The organism is Aeromonas sp. 604443 (assembly GCF_049170315.1).
GTDB classification, from domain to species: domain Bacteria; phylum Pseudomonadota; class Gammaproteobacteria; order Enterobacterales; family Aeromonadaceae; genus Aeromonas; species Aeromonas veronii_A.
This window is the reverse complement of the sequence record NZ_JAAKMI010000013.1, coordinates 105,018-128,560: the sequence shown is the minus strand read 5'-3', so window position 1 is coordinate 128,560 and position 23,543 is coordinate 105,018. Positions and strand designations below refer to the sequence as shown.

Below are 23,543 nucleotides of genomic sequence, written 5' to 3'. Positions count from 1 at the left end.
CTTTGCCGAGCGATGTGTTAATAGTGTCCTCTTTTGAATCAGGGAGGTGACCCGAGTGTTTGAGATAGCGAGCCTGAGAGAAGGGATGATGCACGGGGTCGAGCTGTTCCAGCTGCTGCTGGAGATCATCTCCATCGCCTGTGTGGTAATAGGGCTTGGCAAGACCCTTTGGCTGGCGGCACGGATGGAGGATCACGAACCGGGCTTTCCGCGCATTCGCCTCTGTTTCGGCAGTTGGCTCATTCTGGCGCTGGAGTTCCAGCTCGCCGCCGATATCCTGGCCACCACGGTCGCACCGAGCAAGGAGGAGCTGATCCGCCTCGCCATCATCGCGGTGATCCGCACCTTCCTGAACTACTTCCTCGGCAAGGAGCTTGAGGCACAAGCGGAACACCAGCAGGAGCAGCGCAGCGAGCAGACCAAGGCTGCTCAATAACCAGTATTCCTGCATAGCATCATCGCTGAGTGCCGTGCCATCCCGACCACAGCCGTGGCCTGGGATGGCACCTTTGTGACCCTTCCCGCACTTTTGGCAATCAGCCAACAATGGAACCCTTTTCAAGGTTTCCCCTGCCCTGTCGAGTAGCAGCTCATCTGCGTAAGATAGAAAATCTCCTCCCCAACCGGCCACGCTGATGAACCCGCAACCCCTCCACACGCCCGATATAGACCTCGATAGCTGCGTCATCTACCAGATCTACCCCATGAGCTTTCAGGACAGCGATGGCGACGGACTGGGCGACATCAACGGCATCCGTCAGCGCCTCGACTATCTGGCCACCCTCGGGGTCGATATGCTCTGGCTCACCCCCATCTATCGCTCCCCCAAACGGGACAACGGCTACGATGTGGCGGACTACCGTGCCATCGACCCCGCCTTCGGCACCCTGACCGAGATGGAGCTGCTGATAGCCGAAGCGGCCGCTCACGGCATCGGCATCATGATGGATATCGTCGCCAACCACACCTCCACCGAGCACGAGTGGTTTATGAAGGCACTGGCCGGGGATCCCCGTTATCAGAGTTATTACGTGTTTCGCGACCAGGCCTTCGTTGACGCTCACCCCATTACCTCGATTTTTGGCGGCAGCGGCTGGCAGTACGTGCCGGAGCTTGATCGCTACTACCTGCACAACTTCGATCCCAGTCAAGCCGATCTGGACTGGGACAACCCGGCGGTGCGCGCCGAAATGGCGGCGGTGATCAACTTCTGGCTGGGCAAAGGGATCAAGGGATTTCGCTTCGATGTGATCGATATGGTGAGCAAGGAGTGGGACCAGCTTGCCATGAGCAATGGCCCGCGCCTGCACGACTATATCCGCGAGCTCAATGCCGCCAGCTTCGGCGGCAAGGGGATCATCACGGTGGGGGAGACCTGGGGAGCCGATCTCGCCCATATGCAGAACTATTCGAACCACGATGGCAGCGAGTTCAGCATGGTGTTCAACTTCGAGCATCTGGGGCTGGGCAGTGACAAGTGGTCATCCCGCTTTGATCCCCTCGCCTTCAAGCGAGCCATGACCCGCCACCAGCAAGGGCTACACGGGCGTGGCTGGAACAGCCTGTTTCTCGGCAACCACGACCTGCCTCGCGCCGTCTCCCGCTTTGGCGATGACAGGCCAGAGTGGCGGGAAACCAGCGCCAGGCTGTGGGCCATGGTGCTGCACATGATGCAGGGCACTCCCTTCATCTATCAGGGGGAGGAGCTGGCCATGACCAACCGTCACTGGCAGCCGGACGAGCTACGCGATGTGGAGGCAATCAACTACCGCGCCAGCCAGTCAGGGCTGGATCCTGCCGAGCTGAGTCGGCGGCTCGATGCCATCGGCCGCGACAACGCCCGCACCCCGATGCAGTGGGACGCTGGCCTCCACGCCGGTTTCAGCACGGCCACCCCCTGGATCGCCCTCAATGCAAACCACGTCGAGATAAATGCTGACGAGCAGCTGGCCCGCCCCGACTCACCGTTTCACTGCTATCGCCAGCTTATCGCCCTGCGCAAGGCTCACCCGGTCATTCGCCACGGCAATTTCGAGCTGCTGGATGGGGATGATCCCGAGCGTATCAGCTATCGCCGCCACTGGCAGGATCCGGCCAGCGGAGAGCAGCACACCCTGCTGCTGCTCGCCAATCTCACGGCCAATCCCTTGCCGATGCCCCACTTCGACAAGGTGACAGACAAGATGCGGTTGCTGCTGGCCAATTACCCTGGCGAACCACTGCCACTCTTCGCCCCTTATCAGTGCGCCATCTGGCTGCAAGTGGATCAGGGTTAACCCCGTGTTGACGGGCCATGTCAATGGCCCGTCAGCCACCTCCCGTTGGCTGTTAGCAGAAAATCATGCCCCCACGCTGTGGGATTAAATTAACCACTATTACTGACTTATTAATTGATTATTTATCCCGTTTGATACGCTCTCATTGCCCCTTTTACTATGCCTGCGACCTATCCATTGCCGATGCAACTATCGGCTTTCAAACTGGCATAGCAAAGTGGAAAACAGATGATCACCACAGACGGGAATAACGCAGTCGCCTCGGTGGCGTACCGCACCAGCGAAGTCATCGCCATCTACCCCATCACCCCCAGCTCGGCCATGGCTGAGCAGTCGTCAGCCTGGTCGAGCGAGCGAGGCAAGAACCTGTGGGGGGATGTGCCCCGGGTTGTCGAGATGCAGTCGGAAGGGGGCGCCATTGCCGCCGTCCACGGCGCCCTGCAGACCGGCGCGCTGGCGACCTCGTTTACCTCGTCGCAGGGTTTGCTGCTGATGATCCCCAACCTCTACAAGCTGGCGGGTCAGCTCATCCCCTTCGTGCTGCATGTGGCGGCACGCACCGTGGCGACCCACGCGCTATCGATCTTTGGCGATCACTCGGACGTGATGGCGGTGCGCCAGACCGGCTGTGCCATGCTCTGTGCCAGCAATGTGCAGGAGGCGCAGGATTTTGCCCTGATCTCCCAGATAGCGAGCCTCAACAGCCGCCTCCCCTTTATCCACTTCTTCGACGGCTTTCGTACCTCTCACGAGATCGCCAAGATAGCGCCGCTCGCTGACGACACCCTGCGTGCCCTGCTGCCCGCTGATGCCATCCGCGCCCATCGTGACCGGGCGCTCACCCCCGACAAACCGGTCATTCGCGGCACCGCCGCCAACCCGGACACCTACTTCCAGTGCCGGGAGGCGAGCAATCCCTGGTATGACGCCGCCTATGGCCATGTGAGCGAAGCGATGCAGGCCTTTGGCGAGCAGACCGACCGCCACTACCGGCCGTTTGAATATGTCGGCCACCCGCAGGCGGAGCGGATTGTGGTGCTGATGGGCTCGGCCATCGGCACCTGCGAGGAGGTGATCGAGCGCCTGCTGGCCCAAGGGGAGAAGGTTGGGCTGGTGAAGGTGCGGCTGTTCCGTCCCTTCTCGGCCGAGCATCTGCTGGCCGCTATTCCCGAGAGTGCACGCTCCATCGCCGTGCTGGATCGCACCAAGGAGCCGGGCGGACAGGCCGAGCCCCTCTATCTCGACGTGATGACGGCGCTGGCCGAAGCGGTCAGCCGGGGCGAGCGGGCAAGCCTGCCGCGGGTCATCGGCGGTCGCTACGGCCTCTCCTCCAAAGAGTTCGGCCCCGCCTGCGCGCTGGCGGTGTTTGCCGAACTGGCACAGGAGAACCCGCGCCCGCGCTTTACCGTCGGCATCTTCGATGACATCACAGGTCTCTCGCTACCGCTAAACGCGCTGGACACCTCAAGCCCCATTCACAGCCAGCAACACAAGCTGGAGGCGCTCTTCTACGGCCTTGGCAGCGATGGCACCGTCTCGGCGGCCAAGAACAGCATCAAGATCCTCGGCAACCACACCGAGCTCTATCCGCAGGGCTATTTCGTCTACGACTCGAAAAAGGCGGGGGGTCTCACCGTCTCTCACCTGCGGGTGGGCGAGCGGCCGCTACAATCGGCCTATCTGGTGGAAGAGGCGGACTTTATCGGCTGCCATCAGTGGCAGTTTGTCGACAAGTACCGGATGGCGGAACGCTTGAAAGCGGGCGGCATCTTCCTGCTCAACACCCCCTACAGCGAAGCGGATATCTGGCAGCGCCTCCCCAGCGAGGTACAGCATGCCCTGCGCGAGAAAGAGGCGCACTTCTACATCATCAACGCCGCCAAAATTGCCCGCGACTGCCAGCTCGGCAACCGCATCAATACCGTGATGCAGATGGCCTTCTTTCAGCTCAGCGCCATCATTCCCCCCGCAGAGGCGACCAGCCTGCTGAAGCAGGCCATCGCCACCAGCTATGGCAGCAAGGGGCAGACACTGGTCGAGCGCAACTGGATGGCACTGGAGGCAACCTGCGCCGCCCTGACCCGGGTGCCGCTGGGTGAGCTGGATCCCGCCAGCCGCCCCCGTCCGCCGGTGGTTTCGGCCAAGGCCCCCGACTTTGTCCAGACCGTCACCGCAGCCATGCTGGCTGGGCTGGGTGACAGCCTGCCAGTCTCCGCCTTCCCGCCGGATGGCACCTGGCCAGTCGGTACCACCCGCTGGGAGAAGCGCAATATCGCCAAGGAGATCCCCATCTGGGAGGCGGAGCTCTGTACCCAGTGCAACTACTGCGTCGCCGCCTGTCCCCACTCGGCCATTCGCGCCAAGGTGGTGGAACCGGATGCGCTGGCCGCAGCTCCCGCCACTCTCGACGCGCTGGATGTGAAATCCCGTGACATGCGCGGCCAGCAGTACGTGCTGCAGGTGTCGCCGGAGGATTGCACCGGCTGCAACCTCTGCGTCGAGGTGTGCCCGGCCAAGGATCGCAACAACCCGGATCGCAAGGCGATCAATATGGCTTCACGGCTCGCTCACCTCGACGAGCAGAAGGCCAACTACGACTTCTTCCTCGACCTGCCTGAGCGCAGCGCCGAACAGCTGGAGCGCATCGACATCCGCACCTCCCAGCTCATCTCGCCGCTGTTTGAATACTCGGGCGCCTGCTCCGGCTGTGGCGAGACCCCCTACATCAAGCTGCTGACCCAGCTCTATGGCGATCGGCTGCTGATTGCCAACGCCACCGGTTGCTCGTCCATTTATGGCGGCAACCTGCCTACCCCCCCTTACACCACCAACGCCGACGGGCGCGGCCCAGCCTGGGCCAACTCGCTGTTTGAAGACAACGCCGAGTTCGGACTGGGCTTCCGCCTCACCGTCGATCAGCACAGGGAGCGGGTGCGCCGTCTGCTGGCGAGCCTGGGCGACACCATACCGGCAGCGCTGCGCGAGGCGCTCGGCGATGCCACCCTGCCGGTTTCCGAGCAGCGGGCCCATATCCAGCAGTTGCGAGCGCTGCTGCAGGAGAGCCAGACCCCGGCAGCCCAAGAGCTGGCTCGCGATGCGGACTATCTGGTGGAAAAATCGGTCTGGCTCATCGGCGGCGATGGCTGGGCCTACGACATCGGCTTTGGCGGGCTCGATCATGTGCTGAGTCTGGGGGAGAACATCAATGTGCTGGTGCTAGATACCCAGTGCTACTCCAACACCGGCGGCCAGCAGTCGAAGGCGACGCCACTCGGTGCCATTACCAAGTTTGGCGAGCAGGGCAAGCGCAAGGGGCGCAAGGATCTCGGGGCCAGCGTGATGATGTATGGTCACGTCTATGTGGCGCAGATCTCCCTCGGTGCCCAGATGAACCAGACCGTGAAGGCGATTCAGGAGGCGGAAGCCTACCCGGGGCCGTCGCTCATCATCGCCTACAGCCCCTGCGAGGAGCATGGCTACGACATGGCCGAGAGCCACGAGCAGATGAAACAGCTGACTGCCACCGGTTTCTGGCCTCTCTACCGCTTCGATCCGCGCCGCGCTGACGAGGGCAAGTTGCCGCTGGCACTCGACTCGCGGGCACCCAATGCCTCGCTGGCCGAGACCTTGCGCCATGAGCCCCGCTTCCAGCGGCTGGAGCGCCAGCTGCCGGAGGTGGCCAGCCAGCTCTATCAAGAGGCAGAGCAGGAGGCCAATCGCCGCTTCGCCTGGCTGAGCCAGCTGGCGGGCAAGGAGAGTCCGGCGCAGGAGTAACCTGAGAATGGCTTGATGGCAACAGCCACTCTATTCGCCAAATAACAATCAGGGCTCCCCGCGGGGAGCCCTGATGCTAGCTATGGTGAGCCTATGTCGGCGCAGGTCAAATCAGGCGCTGATAGATGCCAGCTCGTGGCGCTTCAACGCCAGCAAGGTGATGAGCAGCGCCAGTGTGGCGATCAATGCCATGCCGATATAGGTTGCGCTGAAGCCCGGGGCCAGCAGACCGGGGGCGAGTCGGCTCAGATCGCCATCGCTGCCGGCTGGCAAGCGCAAGTGGAACAGCATGGAGCAGATAGCCACGCCAACGGCACCGCCTAGCTCCCGCCCGAAGTTGAACAGCGACATACCGATGCCGCGATCCTGCCGTGGCAGGGCATTTTGCACCACCACCGAGAGGGCGGGCAGCACCAGACCCAGACCAATACCGGCAAACCCGAGGGCCAGCTTGACCCAGGCATCGAAGTGGATCTGCCAGAGCGCCACCGCGGCCAGCGCAAACCCGACCGCAACAAAGCTCTTGTAGTGACCGGTACGGCCAATCAGCTTGCCGCCGACAAAGGCCCCGGCGGTGATGCAGATCATGAAGATCACCATGCTCATCCCGCTCTCGCTGGCGCTCAACCCCTTCTGCCACTGCATCTGCAACGGCAGATAGACCAGCACGGCAAACATCAGCAACTGGGAGAGCATCACCAGCAGCACGCTCACCAGATAGCCGGGCAGCCGCGCCAGATGGGCGGGCAATATGGGGTCGTGGGCACGCCGCTCAATCAGAATCAGCAGCAGCAACGCGACGCCCAGCGCCGCCGAGAGCCAGACTGCAGGCAGCGCCGCTTCCGGCGAGAGCAGCAACAGGGTGAGCGTGGTGACGGTAATCAGCAGACCCGCCCCCTTCCAGTCGAAGCGACTGTGGCGACGCACGTTGAGTTGCTTGAGGTTGCGGTTGATGAGAAAGACTGCCAGCGCCCCGAGCGGCAGATTGATCCAGAAGATCCAGCGCCAGCTGAGCTGCTCGGTGAAATAACCGCCGAGCAAGGGGCCAGCGATGCTGGAGACCGCATAGACCGCCGAGATGTAGCCCTGATACTTGCCCACCTCCCGCGGTGGAATGGTGTCGGCAATCACGGTAAACGCGAGAGCAATCAGGCCGCCGCCCCCCAGCCCTTGCAGCACCCGCGCTGCCAGCAAGGTCGGCAGATCCTGGGAAAGAGCACAGGCCACCGAGCCCGCCAGAAACAGGCCGATGCCGATATTGAGCATCCGCACCCGACCAAAGAGATCGCTCAGCTTGCCGTAGAGAGGCAGCACAGCGGTGGCCGCCAGCAGGTAGGCGGTGACCACCCAGGTGAGGGCGGCACCGGCATGCAGCTCGGCGCCAATCATGGGCAGCGGGGTGGTGACTATGCTCTTTTCCAGTGAACCGAGCGCGATCACCAGCGCCACGCTAGAGAAAATGGTTTTGGGGGATATTTTCGAGGTCATAAGCGGACTCGCTGATCTGATATGCCAAAGTATCCGGCAATGAACGGATTATTGTCTCACAAATCAGCAAGAGATAGAAAAAACGGCGGCCACAATCTGCCCAACCATGAGGCCGATCCCACAAAACGCCGACCGTTTCTGCTAGCCTGCTCTATTTGATTCGAGGAGCCCCCATGAGCGAGCGTGAGCAGTACGGGTTTGATCACTACGATGCCCTGATTTTCGATATGGATGGCACTTTGGTAGATTCCATGCCCCTCCATCTGGATGCTTGGGAGCTCACCTGCGCCGAGTTCGGCATCCCCTTCGAGCGGGATCAGCTCTATCAGTACGGCGGCATTCCCACCCGCAAGATCATCGCCATGCTGGCCGAGCAGCAGGGGCTGACGGTGGATGTCGAGGCTTTTACCCGTCGCAAGATTGCCCTCTATATGGAACATATCGACAAGGTCAGCGTCTTTCCCAAGATGTGGGAGCTGGTCAGGCACTATCACGGCAAGGTGAAGATGGGGATTGGCACCGGCTCACCGCGCAATCAGGCAGACTCCATCCTCAAAAGCACCGGACTCGACGCCTATATCTCTGTGGTGGTCAGTGCCGATGATGTCACCAACCACAAACCGCACCCCGACACCTTTTTGCAGGTGGCCGAGCTGCTCGGCGCTAATCCGGCCAACTGTCTGGTGTTTGAAGATACCCGGATCGGGCTTGAGGCTGGCAAGGCGGCAGGGATGGATACTCTACTGGTAATGGAAGGCGAACTGCACCAGAGGTAGCTCGCAAGCGGACAGCGGCAACATGGCGCCACCTCGATGGTGCCATGATGCTGTTCAACTCGCGGATAAAGGGTTCTCCTGCAAACAGGAGACGAGCGTCGGCCCGGTGGCAACTGTCAAGGAGAGTGCATCGACCATGGCTTCCTCCTTCCATGCCTGATGCTGGCGCAGCAACGCCAGTGCTTCAACCGGCGTATCTGCAAAGATGGGGGCCGCCATGGCGGCAAATCCCTGCTCAACCAGTTGACGACGCTCATCGCTATAGCGCGGGGCATTGGCATCGAGATAGGTAAGCGCCTGGCCCAGCGTGAAAAAGTGATAGTTGGGCATCGAATGACCCTCAAAAATAAAGTGCCATTCTACTCCTTTCTGCTCCATTTCCAGCCTTAAACCCTTGTCCATCCGGTGATCTCGTTCACATTTTTGTTAACAATCCCGCAGACAACCATGCCACGGCAGCTGGCCTCGCCCGCGACCCTTTCATCCCTGGCAGGCTGTAGACTACAACCGGCGCAGAGAGCCCGATCCATAGCGCTGCGTCGAGCCAAGGTCATCCTCTTGTTTGATGCCTTGACCATGCCGCACCTGGTCAGCCGATATATTGCCAACCCTGGTCACCTCGATATGGGACCACTGGGCTGTGTCACGCATATTTCACCAGATATATAAAAAGATAAAAACGCTCCGAGTCTTGGCCAACCGTCAGCCTACCGATAATTAACAAGCATCCCCCATGCAAATATTTGAATTATATTCCAGCCACATCTTTAACTACTGTTACAGTAATCTCTGCTAGCATATTTTTGCGCGGCAAGATAGATGACTAAAAAAACATAAAGTACATATCTATGCACAATAAAATCGTTTGATGGCAGCTTGATGCATCGCATTAACCCTTTCTTTACACTCCTTCACTGCCAAGGTATCTGCCCCAACCCCCGCCCGGACTGGACTATTGTTCGATGCATGGCCATTGGCGGACAAACAGGTGACTATTCAGCATGAATTGAATAGCAATATGATTAAATTTGCGCCCATTGAGCCATCTCATAGAAATGCAATCAGCGGTTTGCAACCCCTGATAGCCACTCATAGAATCGCAGCGTCTGAAATATCTACCCTGTCCTCTTCTCCCTTATTCCTCTCAGTAATTGAGTGGATCACAAATAATAACCGGGGATGCCGCCGCTGGCGCAGTGGCCGAGGCGTACAACGAGATGGGGTAAACCTGTACCTGAATGAACAACAAATATTAAAAAGAGGCATATCTATGAGTGGCACCATCATCAAATCGGCAAGAAATACCCCCCATGCACCCCAGGATCTGGGCCCCTGCACCCAAACGGTGGCGTTTTCTCATTACAACAATATCTCCGCCCAGCTGCCGGTCGATCCCGCCACCGGCAAGATGGTGAGTGGCGATGTCACCGCGCAGGCCAGACAGTGCCTGAGCAACCTCAAGGCGATCATCGAGAGCATCGGCCATGTGATAGACGATATGGTCAAAGCGACCATCTTCCTGAAAGAGATGGCCGATCTGGAGGCGGTCAACACCGTCTATCGCGAATTCTTCCCGGGCTATCTGCCGACCCGCACCACCCTCGCCGTCGCCGCCCTGCCGCTGGGCGCACTGGTGCAGATCGATGCCATCATCTCCAACGGCGAAGGTACCTTCCCACAAGATCCTTGCCCGCTAGTGAAGCTCGCCCGCAATAGCGACAAGGCGCCGCACAATCCGCTCTCCACCCATACCGTGGCCTTCTCCCACTACAACAATATCGGCGCCCAGCTGCCGGTCGATGCAGCCTCTGGCCAGCTGGTTGCCGGTGGCATCAAGGAGCAGGCGGGCCAGTGCCTGCGCAATATCAAGGCGGTACTGGAGGGGATCGACGTGCCCTTCGACGATATCGTCAAGGTGACCGTCTATCTGACCAATCTGGCCGATCTGGATGCTGTCAACGAGGTCTACACCACCTTCTTCCCCGACTCCGCCATTGCCCGCGCCGTGGCCTATCTGCCCGCCCGCTCGGTGGTCAGTGCCGCCGCTCTGCCCATGGGGGCACAGGTGCAGATGGATGCGGTCATCTCCCACGGTGACGGCACCCCGCCGCAACTGGTGGAAGATCGTCACAATCTGGTGATCCGTGCCCGCAATACCGACAAGGCACCGCGCAGCCCCTTGCACACCCAGACCGTCGCCTTCTCCCACTACAACCATCTCTCTGCCCAACTGCCGATTGACCCCGCCACCGGCAAGATCCTGGCTGGCTGCATCAAGGAACAGACCGCCCAGTGCCTCAGCAATATCAAGGCGATTGTGGAGAGCATCGGCCATGTGATGGACGATATCGTCAAGGTCAATATCCAGCTCGCCAATATCGCGGATCTGGATGCGGTCAACGCCGTCTACACCAAATACTTCCCGGCCTACCTGCCGGCCCGCACCGTGATCGCGGTGCGCGAACTGCCCGCCGGTGCTCTGGTACAAATCGATGCAGTGATGTCCAACGCCGAAAGCACCCCGCCGCAGGCGTAAGGGTTGCAATAAATAAAAAGAGACCGGCTATATGCCGGTCTCTTTTTACATGTCAGACAAAGAGGTAGCCCCTCAGCCCTCGATATCGCGGTTCCTGATCGCCACTCTGACCGCCTCTGCCATGGTGGCCACCCCCAGCCGACGGCGGGCACTGCGCAGATGGTTCTCGACCGTGCGCACCGAGAGCTTCAGGGTGGTGGCGATGTCGGCATGGCGCCAACCCCGAGAGACCCACTCCAGCACTTCGCGCTCACGACCAGTGAGGCCGCGCTCGTGGCCCGCTACCGGCATCTCCATCAGGCGACGAGCTGCATGAAAAGCTGCCACCGCGATCAGCGCAAGGCCAACCCGAGCGGGAGCGCTGGCATCGATCTGATCACCGCCAAAACTCATCGCCCCCTCCAGTCCCAACGGCCCATAGACGGGTACCTGCAAGCCATGTCGGCCCGGCACTTCGGGCTGGCGAACGATACGGTACTGCTCACCAGAGGCGCCAACCGTTTTGCTCCAGAAGAAGGGCTGGTCTCGCTCCCTGATATGCATCGCCATCGGGCACTCGCGCATATAGGCATGCAGGTCGACCACCTCACCGCTCTCCAGCCACGCCCCCTCCAGCCAGTAGAGATGCTCGACCACCCCCTCCTCGCTGGCGCTGATGGAGAAAAGCGCAAAGCGGTGATACCCCAGCGGGGTGGCAAAGGCGCGCACCAGTTGCTGGATCTCCTCCAGCCGCTGGCACCCTTCCAGCGCCACCGCGACCTGCAATGCATTCGCTGGCGATGACGACAACCTCATCGCTTGGCAACCGCCTCCAGCAAGGTGGTGGCGGCCAGCTTGCCGAGGTTATTACCCGCCAGCGGGCTGTCACCGGTCAGCAGATTGCGATCCCGGCACACCTCTCCCGAGATGCCGTTGTTGACGATCTCGAAGCCAATCTCTTTGAGCTTCTCGCCAAACTTCCAGGTGAGGTGGCCCGGCATATAGCCAATTGCCGGGGTCTGGGCATCCAGCTCGTCGGGGAAGGCGCAGATCTTGTAGCCCGCGAAGGTCTCTGGATTGGCCACCGCCAGCAACGCAGCAGGCCCGTGACAGAGGGAGATGATGAAGCGATCGTTGGCCATCGCCCACTCCAGCAGCGCTTTCACCTCGGCACTCTGCGGCAACCCCATCAGGGCGCCGTGGCCGCCGGGAATAAAGACGCCGATATAGTCCGAGTCGGCGGCCAGCGCCTCTTTCAGCAGATCGGCCAGCTTGGCCGGTTGGCGGAACTGCGCCTGATATTTGGCATAGAGCCCCAACACCTCTTCATCTTCGCCGGGCATGGCCCACCACTCGAACTTGACCGGATTGCCGGAGAGGGTGGCCACGTCAAAGGCAAAGCCCGCCTTGTCGAGGTGATACATGGGCAGCAGGGTTTCGACCGGATGGTTGCCGGTGGAAAACAGGGTGCCGTTGTCGGTGGGCAGATAACGCTCATCGGCCCCGATCAGCAGGATCTTCCAGCGCCCCTCCCGATAGGGAGCGGGATAGTCGGCCCCGGCAAGGTCAGATTTGCGCGAGGTGAACTGGCTCAGGGAGTAGGGCGATGGGAAGAAGGCATTCTGCTCTGCCGGATCCGGGGTCGGTTGTTTATCGTCAACAAGCATATCGGTCATGGGTCAGGCTCCAGTAGTGGTGGACTCGGTCTCACAGTATTGACTGTCAGAGACCAAGTAAATGAGGGTTTTCCCTCAACCGCCATGACTATGGCAAGAGGTGTGACCGCGCTGCGACAAAACCTGAACAGAATCCCCGCCAGACTTAGGCCATCGCGGCAAATGCCCTGACGATGGCATCCATGACGGCCCTGACCCGCGCGGCATGCTGCACATCCTGATGGGTCACCAGCCACACATCGTAGGATTGCTGTAACTGCCGCTCGGGCCAGACCCGCACCAACCCGGCTTGCTCGGCGAGCGGAACCGCCACCTCGCCAAGCCCCAACCCCATCAACAGGGCCTGACGCAGCATCAGGCTGGTATTGACCCCCGCGGCGACCGTGGCCCCCTCGGCCGCCTCTTCGAGCATCATGGGCGAGCGCGCGCTCTGCCAGTGGGGCTCATACACCACCAGCGAATGGCCCGCAAAACCGGTGCCCGCTTCGGGAATGCCATGGCGAGCCAGATAGTCGGCGGAGGCATACAACCCGACCGGCCAAGAGGCCAGCTTGCGAATAATCAGGTCGGGATTGTCCGGCTTCACCGTCCGGATCGCGATATCCGCTTCCCGCAGGGACAGATTGACCACCTGGGTCGAGGTATTGAGGATGACCCTGATATCTGAATAACGCTGATGCAGCTCGGTCAGAGCAGGTATCAAAAAATCCATCCCCAGGGTGTCTGTGGTCGCCACGCTGACCTCCCCAACCAGGCGGTTATCGACCCCTTGCGCCGCCCGCACAAAATCAATGGCCGCCAGCTCCATCTGCTGGGCGCTGGCCAGCACTATCTCTCCGACATGAGTCAGCACATACCCTTTGGATGTGCGGAGAAACAGCGTGGCCGCCAGACGATGCTCCAGTGCGGCAATCCGCCTGCCAATGGTGGCCTGATCGACCCCGACCACACGGGCGGCGCCCCTCAGGCTCCCCTCCCGATGCAACGCCAGAAAAATTTTCGCATCATCCCAGTTCATCACGACTCCCGGTTGAAATGCATTTTTGCATTACAGATAAGGGATAATACTGCGTTTATTCATCAGCAATCTCCACTATCTTGGTGCTCATCCCACTCGGGGAACCTCATATCACCTCGTTACAAGGAGCCGCTGATGCATAACGCCTATTCCATTCCCGCCACCATGAGCGCGGTAGAAATTACCCAACCCGGTGGCCCCGATGTCTTGCAACTGACCACCCGCGCCACACCAGCGCCCAAGCCCGATGAGGTTTTGATCCGGCACTATGCGACCGGCATCAATGGGCCGGATGTGATGCAGCGCAAAGGGCTCTACCCGCCTCCGGCAGGGGCATCGGATATTCCCGGGCTGGAGGTCGCCGGGGTCGTGGTCGCCAAGGGGGAGCAGGTGACCCATCTCAAGATTGGCGACAAGGTCGCCGCGCTGATTTCGGGTGGCGGCTATGCCGAGTACAGCGTCGCCCACCGGAGCAATGTCCTGCCTCTGCCGCCCGGATTGAGCTTTGTCGAAGCCGCGGCGCTGCCGGAAACCTTTATGACGGTCTGGTCAAATATGTTTGAACGGGGTCAGTTCAAAAAAGGCGACATTATCTTGATCCATGGCGGTGCCTCCGGCATCGGCACGACCGCCACCATGCTGGCCAAGGCATTTGGCGCCGCCAAAATCATCACCACGGTCGGCTCACCCGAGCAGCAGGCCGCCAGCCTCAAGCTGGGCGCGGATGTGGCCGTGCTCTACAAGGAGGAGGATTTTGTCGAGGCAGTGCATGCCGCCACCGATGGCCATGGCGCCGACATCATTCTCGATATCATTGGCGGGGAGTATGTCGCGCGCAACTATGCGGCGGCCGCCATCAATGGCCGCATAGTCCAGATCGGCATTATTGCGGGCGCCGCCCCCAATCTGGATCTGTTTCCCATGCTGCAAAAGCGGCTGACCCATATCGGCTCCACCCTGCGCTCGCGTACTCCGCAGGAAAAAGCCGAGCTGATTGCCCAGCTGCAAACTCATGTCTGGCCATTTATCGAACGCGGCGAGGTCAAACCGCAGGTTTACCAGACCTTCCCGCTGGATGAGGCCGCCGCAGCCCACCATTTGCTGGACTCAGGCCGCCATATCGGCAAGCTGGTATTAACCATGGTGCCCTTGTCATCAGATAAATAAGGCCCATAGCAGACTTGGTTGAGGTGGGTGCGGTGATATCCAACGCGGAAAGTACCCCGCCGCAGGCGTAAGGGTTGCAATAAATAAAAAGAGACCGGCTAAATGCCGGTCTCTTTTTAGGTAACAGGAAGGGGTATTATTTTTATGGCATCGTCTTAAAGAACGCGAACGTCCGATTACGCTTCGCTAATCGAACCTACAGACTTTCTTGACTTATTTGACCACGACTTAATCTTTCTACGTTCTTTTTCAACCAATCTTGAACGCCACATTAAATCTGACAGTAATATTGCTATAGAAAAATTAAAGCGCATTCTTGGTGTTGAATTCGATGCCAGCTCATCTGGGCCACACCAAGGTAACTGGCTCACAAGATTTAGTACTTTACCAGAACAAAAATCAACCCCCCTCCAACTATGACCGAACTCATTTCTAATCTTACGGATTATAGTTATCTCATGATACTCACTTTCTTCAATAAGACCGAGCGCATGAGCAGCAGTTACCTTAGCGGCAAACGTTCCAAGTGGTGCATTGAAACCACTCACAAGTTCACTACCTGATTTGTTTTTAACAAAAAATGACTCAAGAATATTTTTTAGCCAGTCATCTAACACTGCGGCTGCATTAAGCACAGCCCCTCGGTCACTCTCTTTATTGAACTCCAACAGAAATTCAGATAGTTCAATGATTTCTGTTTCTGCCTGCATAAAACGCCCCTGGTATTAACTCTTGAATCAGATAAACATTTTTAACATTAATAGCTAAATAAAACGCCCCCCATCTTGCAATGGGAGGCGTTTCTTATTCAAGTTATTGGGCCTGTCAGGCCCAATATTCAGCTATTAAAGGGACTCAGCGGTCGCAACCACGTTTTCCACGGTAAAGCCAAATTCCTTGAACAGCAGCTCGGCCGGTGCGGACTCACCGAAGGTGGTCATACCGATGATCTTGCCGCCGAAACCGACGTACTTGTACCAGTAGTCAGCGATGCCGGCTTCGATGGCCACACGCTTGGTGACGGAGGACGGCAGGACGGACTCTTTGTACTCGGCAGACTGGGCGTCGAACACATCGGTAGACGGCAGAGAGACCACGCGCACGGCACGGCCCTTGGCTGTCAGCTGCTCATAGGCGGCAACGGCCAGTTCCACTTCGGAACCGGTGGCGATCAGGATCAGCTCCGGAGTACCGGCGCAATCCTTCAGCACGTAGCCACCCTTGGCGGTATCAGCCAGCTGCTGGGCAGTACGGTCCATCTGGGCCAGGTTCTGACGAGAGAAGATCAGAGAGGTCGGGCCGTCGGTACGCTCGATGGCGTGTTTCCAGGCGATGGCAGATTCAACCTGGTCACACGGACGCCAGGTGCTCATGTTCGGAGTCAGACGCAGGGAGGCGATCTGCTCAACCGGCTGGTGAGTCGGGCCATCTTCACCCAGACCGATGGAGTCGTGGGTGTAAACGAAGATAGCGCGCTGCTTCATCAGGGCGGCCATGCGCAGGGCGTTACGGGCGTACTCCATAAACATCAGGAAGGTAGCGCCGTAGGGGATGAAACCACCGTGCAGGGCGATACCGTTCATGATGGCGGACATGCCGAACTCGCGTACACCGTAGTGGATGTAGTTGCCGGAGGCATCGTCGTTGGTCAGAGACTTGGAGCCGGACCACATGGTCAGGTTGGAAGGCGCCAGGTCGGCAGAGCCGCCCATGAACTCCGGCAGCAGCTTGCCGAACGCTTCCAGAGAGTTCTGGGACGCTTTACGGGTCGCAATCTTGGCCGGGTTGGCTTGCAGGGTTTCGATGATCTTGGCGGATTCAGCAGCCCAGTTGGCCGGTAGTTCGCCAGCGGTGCGGCGCTTGAATTCGGCAGCTAGAGTCGGGTGAGCGGCTTCATAGGCGGCGAACTTGGCAGCCCAGTCGGCTTCCAGTGCAGCGCCCTTCTCCTGAGCGTTCCACTCGGCAGCGATATCGGCCGGGATAACGAACGGCGCGTGATCCCACTTCAGGAAGGCACGAGCAGCGGCGATCTCGTCGTTGCCGAGCGGTGAGCCGTGGCAGTCGTGAGAACCGGATTTGTTCGGAGAACCGTAACCGATGATGGTGCGGCAGCAGATCAGGGTCGGCTTGCCGGTCTCGGCCTTGGCGGCTTCGATGGCGGCATTGATGGCTTCCGGGCTGTGACCGTCAATAGCCGGGATAACGTGCCAGCCGTAGGCTTCGAAGCGCTTGACGGTGTCGTCGGTGAACCAGCCTTCTACGTGACCGTCGATGGAGATACCGTTGTCATCCCAGAACGCGATCAGTTTGCCCAGTTGCAGGGTACCTGCCAGGGAGCACGCTTCGTGGGAGATACCTTCCATCAGGCAGCCGTCGCCCATAAAGGCATAGGTGTAGTGGTCAACGATGTCGTGACCCGGCTGGTTGAACTGCTCAGCCATGGCTTTTTCGGCGATCGCCATACCAACGGCGTTGGTGATGCCCTGACCCAGCGGGCCAGTGGTGGTTTCAACGCCCGGTGCATAGCCGTACTCCGGGTGACCCGGGGTGCGAGAGTGCAGTTGGCGGAAGTTTTTCAGATCGTCGATGGAGAGGTCATAACCGGAGAGGTGCAGCAGGGAGTACAGCAGCATGGAGCCGTGGCCGTTGGAGAGAATGAAACGGTCGCGGTCGGCCCACTTGGGGTTGTTCGGGTTATGTCTGAGGTGGCTACGCCACAGCACTTCGGCGATATCCGCCATTCCCATGGGGGCGCCCGGGTGACCGGAGTTGGCTTTTTGAACGGCATCCATACTCAATGCACGAATGGCATTGGCAAGCTCTTTACGAGAAGGCATCTGAATCTCCTGCGATTGCTTCATTTGATGGCCAAGATTAAGGCGCGTTATTGTCCCAGCAGGGCGCGCGGCGTGCAAATATTATCTGGATGAATAAAGTGGCTTTGGGAGGACAATCGCTTTTCTTGCCCTCTATTGGCCAAAGCAACCAGAGAAAAACGTTTGATTTCCATCCCTTTCGGGATAGGAGAGCACCGCTTGTGACCCATTGGACACTGCGCGACAAAATAGTGCTGGCAATCGCGGGGGGCGCTAATTAATATAGACGTCCAGATGTAGATACCTCTACACCATCCCATTCACCCGGTTATTGCTGTGGCGATAACCCAGACAAGCTGAGATTCATATCATGGCAAAGCTGTTTACTTCCGAGTCGGTCTCCGAAGGCCATCCAGACAAGATTGCGGACCAGATCTCCGATGCGGTACTGGACGCCATCCTCAAGCAAGATACCAAGGCCCGTGTCGCCTGCGAGACCCTGGTCAAGACCGGTATGGTCATGGTGGCCGGCGAAGTAACCACCTCTGCCTGGGTTGATATCGAAGAGATCGTGCGTGATACCGTGCGTGAAATCGGCTACACCCACTCCGACATGGGCTTCGACGCTGACTCCTGCGCCGTGCTGAACGCCATCGGCAAGCAGTCCCCGGACATCAACCAAGGTGTTGACCGCAGCGATCCGCTGGAGCAGGGCGCTGGCGACCAGGGCCTGATGTTCGGCTACGCCACCAACGAAACCGACGTGCTGATGCCGGCCCCCATCACCTACTCTCACCTGCTGGTGAAGCGTCAGGCTGAAGTGCGCAAGAACGGCACCCTGCCGTGGCTGCGTCCGGATGCCAAGAGCCAGCTGACCTTTGCCTACGACGACGCAGGCAAGATCATCGGTGTCGATGCCGTTGTACTGTCTACCCAGCACGCTGAATCCATCAGCCACAAGGATCTGGTTGAAGCGGTACGCGAAGAGATCATCAAGCCGGTGCTGCCGGCCGAGTGGGTCAACAAGGACACCAAATACTTCATCAACCCGACCGGCCGTTTCGTTATCGGCGGCCCGATGGGTGACTGCGGTCTTACCGGTCGCAAGATCATCGTCGACACCTACGGCGGCATGGCCCGTCACGGTGGTGGCGCCTTCTCCGGTAAGGATCCGTCCAAGGTTGACCGTTCTGCAGCCTACGCCGCCCGCTACGTTGCCAAAAACATCGTTGCCGCCGGTCTGGCCGATCGCTGTGAAATCCAGATCTCCTACGCCATCGGCGTGGCCGAGCCGACCTCCATCAGCGTCGAGACCTTCGGTACCGCCAAGGTCGCCGAGGAGCTGCTGGTCAAGCTGGTGCGCGAGCACTTCGAACTGCGCCCGTATGGCCTGATCGAAATGCTGGATCTGAAGCGCCCGATCTACCAGGCTACCGCTGCCTACGGTCACTTCGGTCGCGACGAGTTCCCGTGGGAGCAGACCGACAAGGCCGAACTGCTGCGTTCTGCCGCTGGCCTGTAAGGCTCGCTGTTGTGATAAAAGGGGAGCCTGGCTCCCCTTTTGCTTATCCGCTATCTGACGAGATGTTGATGTCTGCCACCCCTTCCCAGCTTGTCGCCCTGCTGCAACAACGCGTAGAGGCCTGCTTTGTGCAGGCCGAGGCGCGCCTTGGCCGCACCTTCCCACGCCCGCGGATCTACTGCAATATGCGGGGCCGGGCGGCGGGCTCGGCGCGACTGCAAACCTGGGAGCTACGCTTCAATCCCGCCCTCTATCAGGCCAACCAGCAGGCGTTTCTGGATGAGGTGGTGCCCCACGAGGTGGCCCATCTGCTGGTCTATGCCCTGTGGGGTGAAGGGCGCGGCAAAAACCGGGTCTTGCCCCACGGCAAGCAGTGGCAATCGGTGATGCGGGAGGTGTTCGGCCTTGAGCCCAGAACTACCCACAGCTTCGATCTGGCGGTACTGGCCCAGCGCACCGTGCCCTATCGCTGTCACTGCCAGCAGCATCAGCTCTCTACTCGCCGCCACAACAAGGTGGTACGTGGCGAAGCCCGCTATCACTGTCGTCGCTGCAAGCAGCCGCTGGAGCGGGAACGGCCGGAGCCAGAGCAGTAAGCCAGCTTGTGTCGCGCCCCTGTGGTAGGGTGCCCGCCATCGTTCGTCAATCACCCTGTTTTGCAAGGAATCCCATGCGTTTCATCTCCTCCCTCGCCCTGACCCTGCTGGCCGGTTTACCGCTGCTCAGCTCCCCCCTGCACGCCCAGACCTTTCGCGAAGCCAAGCAGGACCTGGTGAAGCTCTATCGCAGCCAACCTGCGGTCACCACCTTCTACTGCGGCTGTGACATCGACTATCAGGGCAAGAAAATGAGCCCGGATCTCGCCAGTTGCGGCTATGAGCCACGCAAGCAGGCCAAGCGCGCCGCCCGCATCGAGTGGGAACACGTGGTCCCGGCCTGGGAGTTCGGCCACCAGCTGCAATGCTGGCAGGATGGCGGTCGCAAGAACTGCGAAAAAGCGAGTCCCGAGTTCAACAAGATGGAGGGGGACATGCACAACCTCTTCCCCGCCATCGGCGAGGTGAATGGAGATCGGGCCAACTACCGCTTCTCCGACTGGAACGGCAAGCCGGATCAGTACGGCCAGTGCCAGATGCTGGTGGATTTCAAGGATCGTCGGGTGCAACCGCCCAAGGGGCCGGTACGGGGCCAGATTGCCCGTGCCTACCTTTACATGAGCCAGCAGTATGGGCTGCGTCTGGCAGCGCAACAGCGTAAACTGTTTGAAGCTTGGGATCGCCAGTACCCGGCAGAAGGCTGGGAGTGCGAGCGCAACCGCCGCATCGGCAAGCTGCAGGGCAATACCAATCCCTTTATTGAAAAGCAGTGCCAATAACCCCATTTGACCAGGGAGGGGGATCGCCCCTCCAACCATGAAACCCTTCCCCACTGCCGCGTGAGCCTTGCTCGCCGCAGGATATAAAGGGTTTCCAAGCAAGAGACTGACAAGCAGCCATGCGCATTCCACGTATCTATGAACCGGCCACCCTGCAAGTTGGCCAGACCATCGCCCTGTCGGAAGACGGCGCCAACCATATCGGCCGGGTACTGCGCATGCAGCCGGGCCAGCAGCTTGAGCTGTTTAACGGCGATGGCAATCAATATCCCGCCACCATCGCCAGCATTGGCAAGAAGTCGGTGGAAGTAACCATCGACCGCTGCGACGTCCAATCGGTGGAGTCACCGCTGGCCATCCACCTCGGTCAGGTGATCAGCCGTGGCGACAAGATGGACTTCACCATCCAGAAATCGGTGGAGCTGGGCGTCACCTGCATCACCCCGCTCTTCTCCGAACGCTGTGGCGTCAAGCTGCCGGCAGACCGCTTGGAGAAGAAGCGCGAGCAGTGGCAAAAGGTGGTGATCAGCGCCTGCGAACAGTGCGGCCGCAACGTGGTGCCAGAGGTGCGCATGCCGATGGAACTGGACGCCTGGCTGGCAGAAGAGACCAAGGAACTCAAGCTCAACCTGCACCCGCGCGCCGAGTACAGCATCAACACCCTGCCCGTTCCCGAGCATGGGGTGCGCCTGCTGATTGGCCCGGAAGGGGGATTGTCGAGCGACGAGATCGCCCGTACCGTGCAGGAAGATTTCAAAGAGATGCTGCTGGGGCCGCGGGTGCTGCGCACCGAAACCGCCGCCCTGACTGCGATCACTGCGCTGCAGTGCCGCTTTGGCGATCTCGCTTGATACTATCGGCCGCATCAATCAGCCCCATGGCTGCATCGACGCAGCCGCAAGCGGCCGATTACGCTGCGCTAATCGACCCTACAACCCTATCGAGCCATTAAAAAGGAACAGCGGATGACCATTAAACTCGGCATCGTGATGGACCCCATCTCGGCCATCAACATCAAGAAAGATTCCAGCTTTGCCATGCTCGAAGAGGCGCAAAAGCGCGGCTATGAGCTCTTCTATCTGGAGATGAAGGATCTCTACATGGAAGCCGGTCGCGCCTTTGGCACCATGCGCCCGCTGACCGTCAAATATGACTATGCCGACTGGTACACGCTGGGCGAGGTGGTGGATCAGCCCCTCTCCAACCTCGATGTGATCCTGATGCGCAAGGATCCGCCGTTCGACACCGAATTTATCTACGCCACCTACATGCTGGAGCGGGCAGAGGATGAGGGTTGCCTTATTGTCAACAAGCCGCAGAGCCTGCGCGATGCCAACGAGAAGCTCTACACCGCCTGGTTTGCCGAGCACACCCCGACCACGCTGGTGACCCGCCGCGCCGACAAGCTGCGCGCCTTCCACGCCAAGCACAAAGACGTGATCTTGAAGCCCTTGGACGGCATGGGCGGCGCCTCCATCTTCCGCATGAAGGAGGATGACGCCAACGTCGGGGTGATTATCGAGACCCTGACCGCCCACGGCAGCCAATACTGCATGGCGCAGACCTATCTGCCCGCCATCAAGGATGGCGACAAGCGGGTGCTGGTGGTGGACGGTGAACCGGTTCCCTACTGCCTCGCCCGCATTCCGGCGCAGGGTGAGACCCGTGGCAATCTGGCGGCCGGTGGCCGTGGTGAAGCCCGTCCCCTGAGCGAAGCTGACTGGGCTATCGCCCGCGCGGTGGGCCCGACGTTAAAAGAGAAGGGCCTTATCTTCGTCGGCCTCGACATCATCGGCGATCGGCTGACCGAGATTAACGTCACCAGCCCGACCTGCATTCGCGAGATTGAAGCGGCCTTCGATGTGCACATCACCGGCATGTTGATGGATGCCATCGAGCGTCGGCTGGGCAAATAATCGCCAGGCAGGCTAACCGGCCTGTTCAGGGGTAACCCGTCCCTGACAAGCCCGGAAACAGAGAGGGAGGCCCAGCGCCACCCTCTCTGTTTCAAGGCAATCCGGAAAGAGGCGGGATCTCGCCCAGCCCAAAAAGCGGTTTTTCCCATGGGGATCAACTGCCATAATTGACCTCAAATACCTTTGCACTATTTGGCCTCTATGCAAACACTGCAAAATCACTTCCTGCTTGCCATGCCAAGCCTGACGGATCCCTACTTCGAGCGCTCGCTGGTCTATCTGTGCGAGCACAACGAAGAGGGCGCCATGGGACTGGTCGTCAACATTCCGGTGGAGATGTCGCTGGAAACCATGCTGACCCAGCTCCAGCTCAATCCGCCCAACAACCCGGAGCTCAAGCAGCCGGTACTGCAAGGGGGGCCGGTTCACGCCGATCGCGGCTTCGTGCTGCACAGCTTCCGCCCCGGTTTCAACTCCACCCTGCAGGTGGGGGATGAGATGATGGTGACCACCTCCAAGGATATTCTGGAAACCCTGGGTACGAGCGAGGCTCCTGCCCATTGGCTGGTGGCCCTTGGCTATGCCGGCTGGAGCGCCGGGCAGCTGGAGCAGGAGCTGGTGGACGGCGCCTGGCTGGTGATCCCCCCCAATCCGGCTCTGGTGTTCAAGACCCCCATTCACAAACGTTGGCAGCAAGCTGCCGCCAGCATAGGGGTGAACCCGGTTCACCTCTCCAGCGACATCGGCCACAGCTGATCGGCTGGCCCGCTCCGCTCTCTATTTCGAGGATTTATCAGTTATGTCATCACGCAGCATCATGGGCTTTGACTATGGCACCAAGAGCATTGGTGTCGCCATCGGTCAGGAGCTGACTGGCACCGCCCAGCCTCTGCGCGCCCTCAAGGCCAACGACGGCATCCCCAACTGGGACGAGATTGAGAAGCTGCTCAAGGAGTGGCAACCGGACCTGCTGGTGGTCGGTCTGCCGCTGAACATGGATGGCACCGATCAGGAGATCACGGTACGGGCCCGCAAATTCGGCAACCGGCTGCATGGCCGTTTCGGCAAGCCGGTGGAGTTCAAGGATGAACGACTCACCACCACAGATGCCCGCGCCCGCCTGTTTGAGCGAGGCGGCTATCGCGCGCTGGAGAAAGGCAGTGTGGACGGGGTATCGGCGCAGCTGATCGTCGAAGCCTGGATGGAAGAGCAGTACAACTAAGC

General features: G+C 59.8%; 20 protein-coding genes. 13 read left to right on the top strand and 7 right to left on the bottom strand.

Going from position 1 to position 23,543, the window contains the following annotated elements; all coding sequences use genetic code 11:
- The first annotated feature begins 55 nt into the window (after positions 1 to 55).
- The 3 genes from G5380_RS16640 (at position 56) to nifJ (ending at position 6,050) form a co-directional block, all read left to right on the top strand.
- Positions 56 to 436, top strand: coding sequence for a DUF1622 domain-containing protein (locus tag G5380_RS16640; protein ID WP_421209704.1), 381 nt, complete (start codon positions 56 to 58; stop codon positions 434 to 436).
- A gap of 199 nt (positions 437 to 635) precedes the next feature.
- Positions 636 to 2,276, top strand: a complete 1,641-nt coding sequence (locus G5380_RS16635; RefSeq protein ID WP_421352922.1) for an alpha-glucosidase — start codon at positions 636 to 638, stop codon at positions 2,274 to 2,276.
- A gap of 228 nt (positions 2,277 to 2,504) precedes the next feature.
- On the top strand, positions 2,505 to 6,050 hold the full coding sequence (gene nifJ, locus G5380_RS16630; protein WP_421352921.1) for a pyruvate:ferredoxin (flavodoxin) oxidoreductase: 3,546 nt from the start codon (positions 2,505 to 2,507) through the stop codon (positions 6,048 to 6,050).
- Between the two features lie 111 nt (positions 6,051 to 6,161).
- On the opposite strand, the gene G5380_RS16625 is transcribed toward nifJ, so the two are convergent.
- Positions 6,162 to 7,538 carry an MDR family MFS transporter gene (locus G5380_RS16625; protein ID WP_421209709.1) on the bottom strand — a complete coding sequence of 459 codons (1,377 nt, stop codon included), beginning with the start codon at positions 7,536 to 7,538 and terminating at the stop codon, positions 6,162 to 6,164.
- 173 nt (positions 7,539 to 7,711) lie between these two features.
- Here G5380_RS16625 and G5380_RS16620 point away from each other — a divergent pair, with 173 nt between their 5' ends.
- Positions 7,712 to 8,314, top strand: coding sequence for an HAD family hydrolase (locus tag G5380_RS16620; RefSeq protein ID WP_227341148.1), 603 nt, complete (start codon positions 7,712 to 7,714; stop codon positions 8,312 to 8,314).
- A gap of 54 nt (positions 8,315 to 8,368) precedes the next feature.
- Here the strand turns inward: G5380_RS16620 and G5380_RS16615 are convergent, their stop codons facing one another.
- Positions 8,369 to 8,716 (bottom strand): hypothetical protein, encoded by a 348-nt coding sequence (locus G5380_RS16615; protein ID WP_254204217.1) that lies wholly within the window; start codon positions 8,714 to 8,716, stop codon positions 8,369 to 8,371.
- A gap of 868 nt (positions 8,717 to 9,584) precedes the next feature.
- Between G5380_RS16615 and G5380_RS16610 the strand changes: the two genes are divergently transcribed.
- Positions 9,585 to 10,850: a RidA family protein gene (locus tag G5380_RS16610; RefSeq protein ID WP_421209712.1), complete on the top strand. Its 1,266-nt coding sequence runs from the start codon at positions 9,585 to 9,587 to the stop codon at positions 10,848 to 10,850.
- 72 nt (positions 10,851 to 10,922) lie between these two features.
- Here G5380_RS16610 and G5380_RS16605 read toward each other — a convergent pair whose 3' ends face one another.
- The 3 genes from G5380_RS16605 to G5380_RS16595 all read right to left on the bottom strand — a co-directional run bounded on the left by G5380_RS16605 (position 10,923) and on the right by G5380_RS16595 (position 13,523).
- Entirely contained in the window at positions 10,923 to 11,645 is a 723-nt protein-coding gene (locus G5380_RS16605; protein ID WP_421352920.1) for a PA1136 family autoinducer-binding transcriptional regulator, read from the bottom strand.
- On the bottom strand, positions 11,642 to 12,505 hold the full coding sequence (gene hchA, locus G5380_RS16600) for a glyoxalase III HchA (RefSeq protein WP_058057895.1): 864 nt from the start codon (positions 12,503 to 12,505) through the stop codon (positions 11,642 to 11,644). Before hchA ends, G5380_RS16605 begins: the two co-directional genes overlap by 4 nt.
- Before the next feature lie 145 nt (positions 12,506 to 12,650).
- Positions 12,651 to 13,523, bottom strand: coding sequence for a LysR family transcriptional regulator (locus tag G5380_RS16595; RefSeq protein ID WP_201955215.1), 873 nt, complete (start codon positions 13,521 to 13,523; stop codon positions 12,651 to 12,653).
- 135 nt (positions 13,524 to 13,658) lie between these two features.
- On the opposite strand from G5380_RS16595, the gene G5380_RS16590 reads away from it, so the two are divergent.
- Complete coding sequence (locus G5380_RS16590) at positions 13,659 to 14,690, top strand: NAD(P)H-quinone oxidoreductase (protein WP_421209715.1); 1,032 nt, start codon at positions 13,659 to 13,661, stop codon at positions 14,688 to 14,690.
- A gap of 176 nt (positions 14,691 to 14,866) precedes the next feature.
- Here G5380_RS16590 and G5380_RS16585 read toward each other — a convergent pair whose 3' ends face one another.
- A complete protein-coding gene (locus G5380_RS16585) occupies positions 14,867 to 15,400 on the bottom strand; it encodes a hypothetical protein (RefSeq protein ID WP_421209717.1) in 534 nt (177 codons plus the stop codon).
- Positions 15,401 to 15,535: 135 nt separating this feature from the next.
- On the bottom strand, positions 15,536 to 17,527 hold the full coding sequence (gene tkt / locus G5380_RS16580) for a transketolase (RefSeq protein ID WP_421209719.1): 1,992 nt from the start codon (positions 17,525 to 17,527) through the stop codon (positions 15,536 to 15,538).
- 349 nt (positions 17,528 to 17,876) lie between these two features.
- On the opposite strand from tkt, the gene metK reads away from it, so the two are divergent.
- The 7 genes from metK to ruvX all read left to right on the top strand — a co-directional run bounded on the left by metK (position 17,877) and on the right by ruvX (position 23,541).
- Positions 17,877 to 19,028, top strand: a complete 1,152-nt coding sequence (gene metK, locus G5380_RS16575) for a methionine adenosyltransferase (protein WP_005338519.1) — start codon at positions 17,877 to 17,879, stop codon at positions 19,026 to 19,028.
- A gap of 68 nt (positions 19,029 to 19,096) precedes the next feature.
- Positions 19,097 to 19,624 carry a SprT family zinc-dependent metalloprotease gene (locus G5380_RS16570; protein ID WP_421209723.1) on the top strand — a complete coding sequence of 176 codons (528 nt, stop codon included), beginning with the start codon at positions 19,097 to 19,099 and terminating at the stop codon, positions 19,622 to 19,624.
- Between the two features lie 74 nt (positions 19,625 to 19,698).
- Positions 19,699 to 20,403 carry an endonuclease gene (locus tag G5380_RS16565; RefSeq protein WP_266134110.1) on the top strand — a complete coding sequence of 235 codons (705 nt, stop codon included), beginning with the start codon at positions 19,699 to 19,701 and terminating at the stop codon, positions 20,401 to 20,403.
- A 119-nt stretch (positions 20,404 to 20,522) separates the two neighbouring features.
- Entirely contained in the window at positions 20,523 to 21,254 is a 732-nt protein-coding gene (gene rsmE / locus G5380_RS16560; protein WP_227341158.1) for a 16S rRNA (uracil(1498)-N(3))-methyltransferase, read from the top strand.
- A 114-nt stretch (positions 21,255 to 21,368) separates the two neighbouring features.
- Positions 21,369 to 22,319: a glutathione synthase gene (gene gshB / locus G5380_RS16555; RefSeq protein ID WP_040066605.1), complete on the top strand. Its 951-nt coding sequence runs from the start codon at positions 21,369 to 21,371 to the stop codon at positions 22,317 to 22,319.
- A 201-nt stretch (positions 22,320 to 22,520) separates the two neighbouring features.
- Positions 22,521 to 23,075 carry a YqgE/AlgH family protein gene (locus G5380_RS16550; protein ID WP_005349793.1) on the top strand — a complete coding sequence of 185 codons (555 nt, stop codon included), beginning with the start codon at positions 22,521 to 22,523 and terminating at the stop codon, positions 23,073 to 23,075.
- 43 nt (positions 23,076 to 23,118) lie between these two features.
- Positions 23,119 to 23,541, top strand: coding sequence for a Holliday junction resolvase RuvX (ruvX, locus tag G5380_RS16545; RefSeq protein ID WP_005343821.1), 423 nt, complete (start codon positions 23,119 to 23,121; stop codon positions 23,539 to 23,541).
- Positions 23,542 to 23,543 lie beyond the last annotated feature (2 nt).

What these genes read in the sequence shown, in the direction of transcription:
- G5380_RS16635 (WP_421352922.1), top strand. Translation starts at nt 636, where the DNA reads ATGAACCCGCAACCCCTCCACACGCCCGATATAGACCTCGATAGCTGC.
- nifJ (WP_421352921.1), top strand. Translation starts at nt 2,505, where the DNA reads ATGATCACCACAGACGGGAATAACGCAGTCGCCTCGGTGGCGTACCGC.
- G5380_RS16625 (WP_421209709.1), bottom strand. Translation starts at nt 7,538, where the DNA reads ATGACCTCGAAAATATCCCCCAAAACCATTTTCTCTAGCGTGGCGCTG.
- G5380_RS16620 (WP_227341148.1), top strand. Translation starts at nt 7,712, where the DNA reads ATGAGCGAGCGTGAGCAGTACGGGTTTGATCACTACGATGCCCTGATT.
- G5380_RS16615 (WP_254204217.1), bottom strand. Translation starts at nt 8,716, where the DNA reads ATGGACAAGGGTTTAAGGCTGGAAATGGAGCAGAAAGGAGTAGAATGG.
- G5380_RS16610 (WP_421209712.1), top strand. Translation starts at nt 9,585, where the DNA reads ATGAGTGGCACCATCATCAAATCGGCAAGAAATACCCCCCATGCACCC.
- G5380_RS16605 (WP_421352920.1), bottom strand. Translation starts at nt 11,645, where the DNA reads ATGAGGTTGTCGTCATCGCCAGCGAATGCATTGCAGGTCGCGGTGGCG.
- hchA (WP_058057895.1), bottom strand. Translation starts at nt 12,505, where the DNA reads ATGACCGATATGCTTGTTGACGATAAACAACCGACCCCGGATCCGGCA.
- G5380_RS16595 (WP_201955215.1), bottom strand. Translation starts at nt 13,523, where the DNA reads ATGAACTGGGATGATGCGAAAATTTTTCTGGCGTTGCATCGGGAGGGG.
- G5380_RS16590 (WP_421209715.1), top strand. Translation starts at nt 13,659, where the DNA reads ATGCATAACGCCTATTCCATTCCCGCCACCATGAGCGCGGTAGAAATT.
- G5380_RS16585 (WP_421209717.1), bottom strand. Translation starts at nt 15,400, where the DNA reads ATGCAGGCAGAAACAGAAATCATTGAACTATCTGAATTTCTGTTGGAG.
- tkt (WP_421209719.1), bottom strand. Translation starts at nt 17,527, where the DNA reads ATGCCTTCTCGTAAAGAGCTTGCCAATGCCATTCGTGCATTGAGTATG.
- metK (WP_005338519.1), top strand. Translation starts at nt 17,877, where the DNA reads ATGGCAAAGCTGTTTACTTCCGAGTCGGTCTCCGAAGGCCATCCAGAC.
- G5380_RS16570 (WP_421209723.1), top strand. Translation starts at nt 19,097, where the DNA reads ATGTCTGCCACCCCTTCCCAGCTTGTCGCCCTGCTGCAACAACGCGTA.
- G5380_RS16565 (WP_266134110.1), top strand. Translation starts at nt 19,699, where the DNA reads ATGCGTTTCATCTCCTCCCTCGCCCTGACCCTGCTGGCCGGTTTACCG.
- rsmE (WP_227341158.1), top strand. Translation starts at nt 20,523, where the DNA reads ATGCGCATTCCACGTATCTATGAACCGGCCACCCTGCAAGTTGGCCAG.
- gshB (WP_040066605.1), top strand. Translation starts at nt 21,369, where the DNA reads ATGACCATTAAACTCGGCATCGTGATGGACCCCATCTCGGCCATCAAC.
- G5380_RS16550 (WP_005349793.1), top strand. Translation starts at nt 22,521, where the DNA reads ATGCAAACACTGCAAAATCACTTCCTGCTTGCCATGCCAAGCCTGACG.
- ruvX (WP_005343821.1), top strand. Translation starts at nt 23,119, where the DNA reads ATGTCATCACGCAGCATCATGGGCTTTGACTATGGCACCAAGAGCATT.